9 protein-coding genes and 1 pseudogene are annotated in these 9,702 nt (G+C 69.0%); 3 read left to right on the forward strand and 7 right to left on the reverse strand.

Translation table 11 applies throughout. From position 1 onward, the window contains the following. The 4 genes and pseudogenes from LXM94_RS16880 to LXM94_RS16895 form a co-directional block, all read right to left on the reverse strand. A pseudogene (locus tag LXM94_RS16880) lies at positions 1-322 on the reverse strand (hypothetical protein); the annotation flags it as partial. A 1-nt stretch (position 323) separates the two neighbouring features. Further along, the gene (locus tag LXM94_RS16885) at positions 324-3,143 is read right to left on the reverse strand and encodes a DUF4159 domain-containing protein (protein WP_235772637.1); all 2,820 of its coding nucleotides are present in this window, start codon (positions 3,141-3,143) and stop codon (positions 324-326) included. Then, positions 3,140-4,060 carry a DUF58 domain-containing protein gene (locus LXM94_RS16890; RefSeq protein WP_235772638.1) on the reverse strand — a complete coding sequence of 307 codons (921 nt, stop codon included), beginning with the start codon at positions 4,058-4,060 and terminating at the stop codon, positions 3,140-3,142. The genes LXM94_RS16885 and LXM94_RS16890 overlap by 4 nt, the downstream gene beginning before the upstream one ends. 14 nt (positions 4,061-4,074) lie before the next feature. Next, positions 4,075-5,088 (reverse strand): AAA family ATPase, encoded by a 1,014-nt coding sequence (locus tag LXM94_RS16895; RefSeq protein ID WP_235772639.1) that lies wholly within the window; start codon positions 5,086-5,088, stop codon positions 4,075-4,077. Between the two features lie 159 nt (positions 5,089-5,247). Between LXM94_RS16895 and LXM94_RS16900 the strand changes: the two genes are divergently transcribed. From LXM94_RS16900 to LXM94_RS16910, 3 genes are read left to right on the forward strand one after another with little or no spacing between them, the layout of a single operon-like run. After that, positions 5,248-5,871 carry a DUF1285 domain-containing protein gene (locus tag LXM94_RS16900; RefSeq protein WP_235772640.1) on the forward strand — a complete coding sequence of 208 codons (624 nt, stop codon included), beginning with the start codon at positions 5,248-5,250 and terminating at the stop codon, positions 5,869-5,871. After that, on the forward strand, positions 5,868-6,500 hold the full coding sequence (locus LXM94_RS16905) for a CoA pyrophosphatase (protein ID WP_235772641.1): 633 nt from the start codon (positions 5,868-5,870) through the stop codon (positions 6,498-6,500). The genes LXM94_RS16900 and LXM94_RS16905 overlap by 4 nt, the downstream gene beginning before the upstream one ends. Further along, complete coding sequence (locus LXM94_RS16910; protein ID WP_235772642.1) at positions 6,497-7,759, forward strand: CCA tRNA nucleotidyltransferase; 1,263 nt, start codon at positions 6,497-6,499, stop codon at positions 7,757-7,759. The genes LXM94_RS16905 and LXM94_RS16910 overlap by 4 nt, the downstream gene beginning before the upstream one ends. A gap of 9 nt (positions 7,760-7,768) precedes the next feature. Here the strand turns inward: LXM94_RS16910 and LXM94_RS16915 are convergent, their stop codons facing one another. The 3 genes from LXM94_RS16915 to hemF all read right to left on the reverse strand — a co-directional run bounded on the left by LXM94_RS16915 (position 7,769) and on the right by hemF (position 9,351). Next, positions 7,769-7,954 (reverse strand): DUF1059 domain-containing protein, encoded by a 186-nt coding sequence (locus LXM94_RS16915; protein WP_235772643.1) that lies wholly within the window; start codon positions 7,952-7,954, stop codon positions 7,769-7,771. Positions 7,955-8,081: 127 nt separating this feature from the next. After that, positions 8,082-8,342 (reverse strand): hypothetical protein, encoded by a 261-nt coding sequence (locus tag LXM94_RS16920; RefSeq protein WP_235772644.1) that lies wholly within the window; start codon positions 8,340-8,342, stop codon positions 8,082-8,084. A 97-nt stretch (positions 8,343-8,439) separates the two neighbouring features. After that, positions 8,440-9,351 carry an oxygen-dependent coproporphyrinogen oxidase gene (gene hemF / locus LXM94_RS16925; protein ID WP_235772645.1) on the reverse strand — a complete coding sequence of 304 codons (912 nt, stop codon included), beginning with the start codon at positions 9,349-9,351 and terminating at the stop codon, positions 8,440-8,442. Between the last annotated feature and the right edge of the window lie 351 nt (positions 9,352-9,702).

Consider the following 9,702-nt stretch of genomic DNA (forward strand, 5'->3'; position numbering starts at 1 on the left):
CGAAGCGCGGCTCGATGCGCGGATAGCGGGCGAAGCGGGCCTTCAACTCCTCCATTGCCGCATCCGTCATCGCGGTCCGGTCGGCATTCTCCTGGCTCTGGCTGCGGTCGACGACGACCGCGACGATGGTCGACAGAGCCTCGCGCTCCTCCTGCAGCAGCACCGGATTGGCGAGGGCTGCAACCAGGAGGGCAAGGGCGGCCGCGCGCATCGCGGCGCCGCGCAGCCGCTTCCAGAGGCCGAGGCCGGCCAGCATGGCGGCGAATGCCGCGATCAGCGCGACAGAGAGCCAGGGCAGCAGGGGCGAGAACTGGAGCGTCATGTCACTGTCCCAACCGTTCGAGGAGGGCGGGGATGTGCACCTGGTCCGCCTTGTAGTTACCGGTCAGCATGTACATCATGATGTTGACGCCGGAGCGGAAGGCATGGTCGCGCTGCACCTCGTCCGGCGGAACCGTCGGGAACATGGCGAGCCCGTTGGCATCGATCGCCCAGGCGCCGGCGAAGTCGTTGCCGGTGATCATGATCGGCGAGACGCCGTCGCCCGCCCGTGCCGGCCGGCTCGGATCCTCCTCCCGGTCGAACTCCGCCTCGATCCACAGCGGGCTTCCCGAATAGCGGCCGGGGAAGTTGGAGAGCAGGTAGAACGACTTGGTGAGCACGTGGTCGGCCGGCACCGGCTCCAGCGGCGGGATGTCGAGATTGGCGAGGATCGCCTGCAGGCGCTGCGTGTTCGGGCTCGTCGCGCCCGCGTCGCCCAGCGAGGAGTACTGGTCGCGCGTATCGAAGAGCACGGTGCCGCCGTTGCGCATATAGGCGTCGATCCGGCTGACGGCCGCCGCACTCGGCATGTCGGCATTGGCGCTGACCGGCCAGTAGATGATCGGGTAGAGCGACAGCTCGTCGGAAGCGATGTCGACGCCGACCGGTTCGCCGGGCTCCAGGGTCGTGCGGTAGGTCAGGAACTCGGTGAGGCCCGAAAGCCCGCGCTCGGAGATGCGATCGACCTCGGATTCCCCGGTCACCACATAGGCGAGATGGGTGGTGTCCAACCGTGACAGCAGCGCCTCGTCCTCCGGCCGGCTGTCGTCCGCGAGCGTCGCATGCGGCCAGGCCGCAACGGCAACCAGACCGCCGAGCGCCAGCAATGCCATGGCGAGCGCGCCGCCGCGCGCAGCGGCCGGCCGCGGCGGACGGGCGAAGGCGCCGCCCATGAACAGCACGACGAGGCAGTCGAGCAGCAGCAACGCCGCCGCGAGGCTCAGCAAGGCGGGTTTCAGGGATTCGTTCGCCCGCCCGATCAGGCCCTCGCGCACGACGGTCGTGCCGGTCTCCAGCGCCAGTGGCTGGAGCTCGTGGCCGCGCGGGAAAAGATTGTGGGCGACGTAGCCATCCTCGGAGCCGTAGAGGCCGGGCGGATTGTCGGCGGTGGCGGCCTTGTCGTGCATCGCCACCGGATCGAGCGGCTTGGCCTCGCCGGCATCGGTCGTCAGCGTGCCGACCGCCGTCAGGAGGCGGTAGGGCGGCAGACTGCGGGTATCCGCGCCGCTGTTGGCCGCGACGCCGCCGCCGCGCGACAATTGGACCGTGCGGCGCAGCATCTCGACGAAGTCGCCGGAGAGCGGCAGGTTCGACCAGCCCGTCTCGGCGCTCACGTGGAAGAGCACGAGCCGGCCCGCGCCGACGCTGCTCGTCGTGACGAGCGGCGTGCCGTCGGCAAGGCTCGCCCAGGTCCGCTCCGGAAGGTCGGGCGTCGGTTCGGCGAGCACCTGCCGCTTGACGAGGATGTCGGCGGGCGGCGCCATGCCGGCGAAGGGGCTGTTTGCCGGATAGGCGGCGAGCGGCTGGGGCTCGGACCACGACAGCGCGCCGTCGAGCGCCCGCTCGCCCTTGCGCAGCTGGACGGGCACCAGCGGATCATCCGCCGGCGCGGCCGCGAGCCGCGGGCCGGCGAAGCGGATCAGCACGCCCCCCGCATCGATCCAGCGCTGCAGCGGCGCGTAGGCATCCTCGGGCAGCCGGCCGATGTCGGCCATGATGACGACCGACGGGTGCTGCTCCAGCAGCTCCGGAATGGCGGCGGCGAGATCGGCGACGCCCGGCTGGATGAGATCGGCAAAGGGCGACAGCGCCCGGTCGATATAGTGGAGCGGCGACAAGAGCGGCTGGCTGTCGTCCACCGCCTCGCCGCTCAGCAGCGCGACGCGCCGGCGTCGGAAGCCGTCGTCGAGCAGATAGGTGCCGCCGGCATTCGCGACGCCGTCGAGCGATACCCGGGCGAAGTCGTTGCGCAGCTCGAAGGGCGCCTCGATGGCGGCGCTTGCCGTCGTTTCGCCCGCCGCGAAGGAGACGGTGCCGTTGGCGATCGGGCGACCCTGCGTATCGTGCGCCGTCACGCCGAGGCTGCGGGCTTCGCTACCCGACAGACGGCTGACGGTCACCGTCATGGCGTCGGCCTCGTTCGTCGCTCCGGTTGCGGCCAGCGTCGACGCCCCGTCGCCCTCTATGAGGCGCAGTTCGGCGGGCGACAGCGCGTTCAGCGCCGCGGTTGCGTCTTCGCCCTCGTCGCCGGCCAGTCCGTCGCTGAGGAAGGCGAGCGTGCCGGGCGGCGTTCCCGCCAGCGCCGTGTGAAGCGCCGCGATCGCACCCGCGCGATTGCCGGGCAGGGGCTGCGGCTCGGCGGCGGCGAGGCGGTTGCGCGCCGTCGCCGCGTCCGTCGGAACCGCGTCGTTCTGGCGGTCGGCCGTGAAGACGACGGCGATCGGCAGGTCGCGGCTTTCCGCGTCGTCGATCAGCGCCGAGGCGGTATCCACCCGGCGCTGCCAGTCGCCGGCCGTCACCCAGCTGTTGTCGATCACCAGCACCAGCGGACCGCTCGCGGCGAGCGTGTTGCCGCGCGGGTTGAGCACCGGGTTGGCGATCGCCAGGATGACGGCTGCGGCCATCAGCATGCGGATCAGCGTCAGCCACCACGGGCTCTTCGCCGGGGTCTCCTCGCGCTTGACGATGCCGGCAAGGATGGCGAAGGGCGGAAAGATTTCGGCAAGCGGCTTCGGCGGCGTCAGCCGCAACAGCCACCAGATCGCCGGAAGAAGCACGAGCGCGGTCAGGACCGCGGGAAAGGCAAAGGCGAGGCCACTCATGCGCGGCCTCCTTCGGCCCGTCTGGCCGGCATGCCGGAGAGATACATGTGCACCGCGACGAGGGCGTCGGAGGCGAGGTGGTCCGTGCGGTGTGGCACGAAGGTCCAGCCGAGATGGCGCAGGTCGTCCGAAAGGGCGGCGCGGCGGGCCTGGTAGGCCCGGGCATACTCCTCGCGCAGCGTCTCGGCGCGGCCTGCCGTCAGCTTCATGCCGGTCTCCGGATCAGTGAATTCGGTGCGCCCCGCATAGGGAAAGATCTCCTCGGCGGGATCGGCGACCTCGACGACATGGCCGCGCAGGCCGCGCCGGGCCAGCGGGCCGAGCCGCTGCATCACCGCTTCCGGCGGGTCGAGGAAGTCGCCGATCAGCACGATGTCGCTGCTGCCGCGGATCATGGTGGTGTCGGGCAGGCCTTCCGTCGTCTGCCGGTGCATCAGCGCAGCGGCGAGGCGTTCGGCGGCGTTGCGCGCGGCGATCGGTTCCATGACGCCCGGACAGCCGATTCGTTCGCCGGAGCGGGCGAGGATCTCGGCCAGCGCCAGCATCAGGACGAGTGCGCGGCTTTCCTTCGACACCATGCCGAAGCGCGACTTGTACATCATGGAGGGCGACAGATCGGCCCACAGCCAGATCGTATGGGCGGCCTCCCACTCGCGGTCGCGCACATAGGTGTGGTCGTCGCGGGCCGAGCGGCGCCAGTCGATGCGCGACAGGCTCTCGCCGTCGACATAGGGCCGGAACTGCCAGAAATTCTCGCCGATGCCGCGCTTGCGGCGGCCGTGCCAGCCGGCGATCACCGTGTTGGCGAGGCGCCGGGCCTCCACCATGCAGTCGGGGATGAGGATGGCGCGCTGCTGGGCGCGGGAAAGCGCGACGCTTGCGGGTGTCGGCTGGACGATCTCGCCGATGGAAGCCATCTCAGCGCCCCCGTTCAGCCACCCGCCTGCTTGACCAGCGTGGCGATGACGTCGCGCACCGACATGCCCTCGGCGCGGGCCGAGAAGGTCAGCGCCATGCGGTGCTGCAGGATCGGTTCGGCCAGCGCCAGCACGTCGTCGACCGACGGCGCAAGGCGGCCTTCATAGAGGGCGCGGGCCCGGGCGCAGAGCATCATCGCCTGGCCGGCGCGCGGGCCGGGACCCCAGGCGACGTGCTTGTCGGTCGAGACGTTGCCATTGCCGGGGCGCGCCGAACGCACGAGCGCGAGGATGGCGTCGAGCACTTTCTCGCTCACCGGCATCTGGCGGATGAGGGTCTGGACCTCCTGCAGACGGCCGGCGCTGATCGCCGCATCGGCATGGGCCTCGGAGACGCCGGTCGTTTCGAGCAGGATCTGCCGCTCGGCGGCGAGTTCGGGATAGTGCACGTCGACCTGCAGCAGGAAGCGGTCGAGCTGGGCCTCGGGCAGCGGATAGGTGCCCTCCTGCTCCAGCGGGTTCTGGGTCGCGAGCACGTGGAAGGGCTTCGGCAGGTCGTTGCGCTGGCCGGCGACGGTGACGTGGTATTCCTGCATGGCCTGCAGCAGAGCCGACTGGGTGCGCGGCGAGGCGCGATTGATCTCGTCGGCCATCAGGAGCTGGGTGAAGATCGGGCCGGGCACGAAGCGGAAGGAGCGCTTGCCGTTCTCGTCCTGGTCCATGACTTCCGAGCCGAGGATGTCGGAGGGCATGAGGTCGGGCGTGAACTGGATGCGGCTCGACGTGAGGCCGAGCACGGTGCCGAGCGTCGAGACGAGCTTCGTCTTGGCGAGGCCCGGAACGCCGACGAGCAGCGCATGGCCGCCGGAGAGCACCGCGAGCATCGTCTGCTCGACCACACTCTCCTGGCCGAAGATCACCTTGCCGATCTCGCCGCGGATATTCGCGATGTCGGCGAGCGCCCGTTCCGCGGCCGCGACGACCGCCTTCTCGTCCAGACCCGTCTCAGGTGTATTCAGAACGCCCATGATCATCTCCAGAAGCCGGTTGTCGTCGGGCCGAATCGGGTATGCCGTGGTTCCACCCGCTCCCGAAAGAGCTTATAAGCTGCGCCGGGACTGACAAGCTGTCACGGAATGACTATCGCGTGACAGATGAAGGAATTAGAGCCCAACCGGGACGGAACAATGGCAGGCGGCGAAATTCGCGGATCGGCTGACGCTACGGGACTTGCGGCGCTCATTTCGCGCGCGTCGGAGGAAGCCGGTAACGGAAAGCGCGGGCTTCCGCCCGTTGAGCGCTGGAATCCGCCATTCTGCGGCGACATTGATATGGAAATCCGCGCCGACGGCACCTGGTTCTACCTGGGCACGCCGATCGGCCGCGCGCCCCTCGTCCGGCTGTTTTCGACCGTGCTGCGCAAGGACGAGGACGGGCGGACCTATCTCGTAACTCCTGTGGAAAAGGTGGCGATCCGTGTCGCCGACGCGCCTTTCCTTGCCGTGGAGATGGATGCGCGGGGCGCGGGCGACCGGCAGGTGCTGACGTTCCGCACCAATGTCGGCGACGTGGTCGAGGCGGGAGCCGAGCATCCGCTGCGGTTCGTCATCGAAGGCGGCAACAGCGAGTTGAAGCCCTATCTGCTCGTGCGCGGACGGCTGGAGGCGCTCGTCTCGCGTGCCGTGATGTACGAACTGGTGGAACGCGGCGAGACGATCGGCGTCGACGGCGTGCCGATGTTCTCGGTGCGCTCGGCGGGTGTCGTCTTCCCCGTCATGCCGGCCGCGGACCTGGACCGGCTGTCGCGATGAGCTATCCCCTCTACAGCGCCGCGGAGTTCCGGCGCCGCGCCGTGCTGCAGGCCGCCGATGTCGGCGACGAGAGCTGGCGCGAGCATGGCGACAGCATCCTCAATCCGGGCGTCATCCCGCATATCGAGGGCATGACACTGCGCGACGCGGCGGTTCTCGTTCCCGTCGTCGATGACGGGGACGACGCGCGCGTGATCTTCACCGAGCGCACCGTCAGGCTGCGCAAGCATTCCGGCCAGATCGCCTTTCCGGGCGGCGCGGTCGACGGCACGGACCGCGACGCGGAGGCGGCGGCGATGCGCGAGGCGGAGGAGGAGATCAGCCTCGACCGCCGTTTCGTCGAGCCGGTGGCGCGCCTGCCGCACTACAAGGCGCTGTCGGGCTTCTCGATCACGCCGGTGCTCGCCGTCGTGCAGCCGGGATTCGACCTGGTGCCCAATCCCGACGAGGTGGAGTCCGTCTTCGAGGTGCCGCTCTCGTTCCTGATGAACCCCGCGAACCACGAGACCGGCAGCGGCGTCTGGATGGGCAGCGAGCGGCACTATTATCGCATGCCCTACGAGGGCCGGAATATCTGGGGCATCACGGCGGGTATCGTCCGGGTGATCTACGAAAGGCTTTATGCATGATATCCGTGGCGGGCGAGGTCTGGTTCAACGATCCGGCGCTGCGGAAGATCATGGCGCTGCTCAACGCAGATGGCGGCGAGGCGCGGATCGCCGGCGGCGCCGTGCGCAACACGCTGATGGGCCTGCCGGTCGGCGACATAGACATCGCGACGACGCTGGTGCCGAGCGAGGTCGTGGCTCGGGCGGGAGCCGCCGGCATAAAGGCGGTGCCGACCGGGATCGAGCACGGCACCGTGACGCTGGTTACCGCCGGCGTGCCCTTCGAGGTGACGACGCTCCGCCGCGACGTGGCGACGGATGGCCGCCGCGCGGACGTCGCCTTCGGCACCGACTGGCGGGCGGATGCGGAGCGCCGCGATCTGACGATCAACGCGCTCTATGCGGCGACCGACGGCCGGGTGATCGACCTCGTGAATGGCCTGCCCGACATCGAGACGCGCACCGTGCGCTTCATCGGCGACGCGGCGCAGCGCATCGCGGAGGACCACCTGCGCATCCTGCGCTTCTTTCGCTTCTTCGCCCACTACGGCACAGGCCGGCCGGATGCGGACGGCCTGCGTGCCTGCGCGCGCGCCAAGGAAACGCTCGGCCGGCTGTCGGCGGAGCGCGTCTGGGCGGAAACCAGGAAGCTGCTGTCGGCAGCCGATCCCGGCCGTGCGCTGCTCTGGATGCGCCAGACCGGCGTGCTCGGCGAAATCCTGCCGGAAAGCGAGAGGTGGGGGATCGATGCGATCCCGGCGCTGGTCGACGCCGAGCGGGCGTTCGGCTGGCCTGTCGATCCGCTCGCGAGGCTCGCGGCGATCGTGCCGCCCGACGGCGAGCGGCTGAAAGGGCTCGCGGCGCGGCTGCGGCTGTCCAAAGCGGAAGCCGCCGTGCTGGACAGATGGAGTGCCGCCCCGGCCATCCCGGAAAAGATCGCCGATACGGCCTTCGACCGGTTGCTCTATCGCCACGGCTCCGACGGGATCGCGCTGCGCCTGCGTCTTGCCCTGGCGACGGCGCGTGCGAAGCCGGGTGACGCCGCCGCCATGGCTTTCGCGGCGCTCTGCCAGCGGCTCCTCAAGCGCGCCGACGGCTGGCGCAAGCCCGCCTTCCCGCTTTCGGGGACCGACGTGCTTGCAGCCGGAGTGCCTGCCGGGGCAAAAGTCGGCGAGACGCTCGCCACGCTCGAAGCCGAATGGGTCGCGTCGAATTTCCGCCTCGACCGGGCGGACCTGCTCGCCCGGCTGGAAGCCGCCGGCGGGACGCCCGAACAATAGGGCGCAGGCTCACGCGGCCTTCGGCTCCTCGACGATGCGGGCCTTGATGTTGGTGACCATGTTCTCGCGAATGATCGTTTCGCCATGGGCGTTGCGCATGTGCTCGACGACGCGGCGGACGACTTCCGCATCGTCGTCGGCGCGGGTATGCCAGTTGCAGCCGGGAACAAGCGAACCGCATTCAAACAGTCTCATGACTTTTCTCCTGTCAGTTTCGAACGGAAACTATAGCAGAAGCCGGCCCGTCGTCCAAATGACGGGCCCGTCGCCATAGCGTCGTCGAAACGACGCTCGAACCGTCAAGGTTCCCGGCGCAGGCGGGTCAGCGCCCGCCGGCGGCCTTGAGCTCGTCTTCCGGCATGGCCCAGCAATTGAAGCAGGCGGACGACTGCACGTCGTCACCCTTGCCGGCCGGGTGCGGCTCTTCCGGATGGGCGAGCTGGCGGCGGACTTCTGCGAGAAAATAATCGTGCGGCAAGTCGATGCCGCTTTCGGCGCGCATCTTCTGCGCGAGACGGTCAAGCAGTTCGGCGGGGCCGATGGCACGCTCGGACGGGGACTCGGACGCTACGGGGATGTTCATGATGCCGCTCCTCCAATGGAATCATGAGGTATACTCTTAGCATGATGGAGCTTAACGCGATATTGCGGCGAAATTCGCGCCGGTGTGTCCAAACGGATCAGGGCCAGCGCACCACCGGGGGCAGCGAGGAGAGGATCGATTCCACATTGCCGCCGGTCTTCAGGCCGAAGATCGTGCCCCGGTCGTAGAGCAGGTTGAATTCGACATACCGGCCGCGGCGCACAAGCTGCTCGTCGCGGTCCGCCTCGGTCCACATCTTGTTGAAGTTGCCGCGCACGATCTTCGGATAGACCAGGGAAAAGGCGCGGCCGACGTCCTGGGTGAAGGCGAAGTCGGCGTCCCAGCCGCCGATGTCGTCCGGCGAGTGCAGCCAGTCGTAGAAAATGCCACCCGTGCCGCGCGGCTCGTTGCGGTGCTTCAGGAAGAAATAGTCGTCGCACCAGGCCTTGAACTTCGCGTGGTCTGCGACCGCATGGCGGTTGCAGGTGATCTCCATCGCGCGGTGGAAGAGCTGGGTGTCCGGATCGTCCATCGTCCGGCGCCGGCCGAGAACGGGCGTCAGGTCGGCGCCGCCGCCGAACCAGCGGCTGGTCGTCACGACCATGCGCGTGTTCATGTGCACCGCCGGGACATTGGGGTTGATCGGGTGGGCGATCAGCGAGATGCCGGAGGCCCAGAAGCGCGGATCGTCGCCGGCCCCGGGGATCTGCCCGCGGAATTCCGGCGAGAACTCGCCGTGGACGGTCGACGTGTGCACGCCGACCTTCTCGAAGACGCGGCCCTCCATCATGGACATGCGACCGCCGCCGCCTTCGCCGTCCTCGCGCAGCCAGTCCTTCGCGACGAAGCGACCGGGTTCGAGGTTCGAGAGCGGTCCTTCCAGTTCGTCCTCGATCGTCTCGAAGGCGGCGCAGATGGAATCGCGCAGTTGCTCGAACCAGGCGCGCGCGCGATCCTTCTTGTGCTCGATGTCGTCGGGAAGGCCCTGCGGCAGGTCGGGTCGTTCCATGGCAAGATCCTGGGCTCGGTCCGGGGAGGCGTCATCGGCGTCCTGACGCCGAATCGCATTTTCGCCACAGTTCATGGTTTCGGCCGCTTTGGCAACCGATGGCGGAATGCGCAGCCGGCCCTGCCGCACCGCGCCCGCCGGCTGCGGGGGACTCGCCAAGCGCCGGGCGAACTCCTATCTTAGGTCGACGGATGTGCAGTCCATGGAGATCGTATGGCGCGTATTCCCGGCCCGCCGCCGCTCGACGGGCTCAAGCGGCAGATCGACCGGCATCGTCTCGCGCGCGAGACGCGCGGCGACGGGCATTTCGTACGCGAGACCTTCTGCCTCGAGCGGCAGGAGGCGCGCGCC

Origin of the sequence: Rhizobium alarense (genome assembly GCF_021555155.1) — a bacterium.
Taxonomy (GTDB): Bacteria; Pseudomonadota; Alphaproteobacteria; order Rhizobiales; family Rhizobiaceae; genus Rhizobium_D; species Rhizobium_D alarense.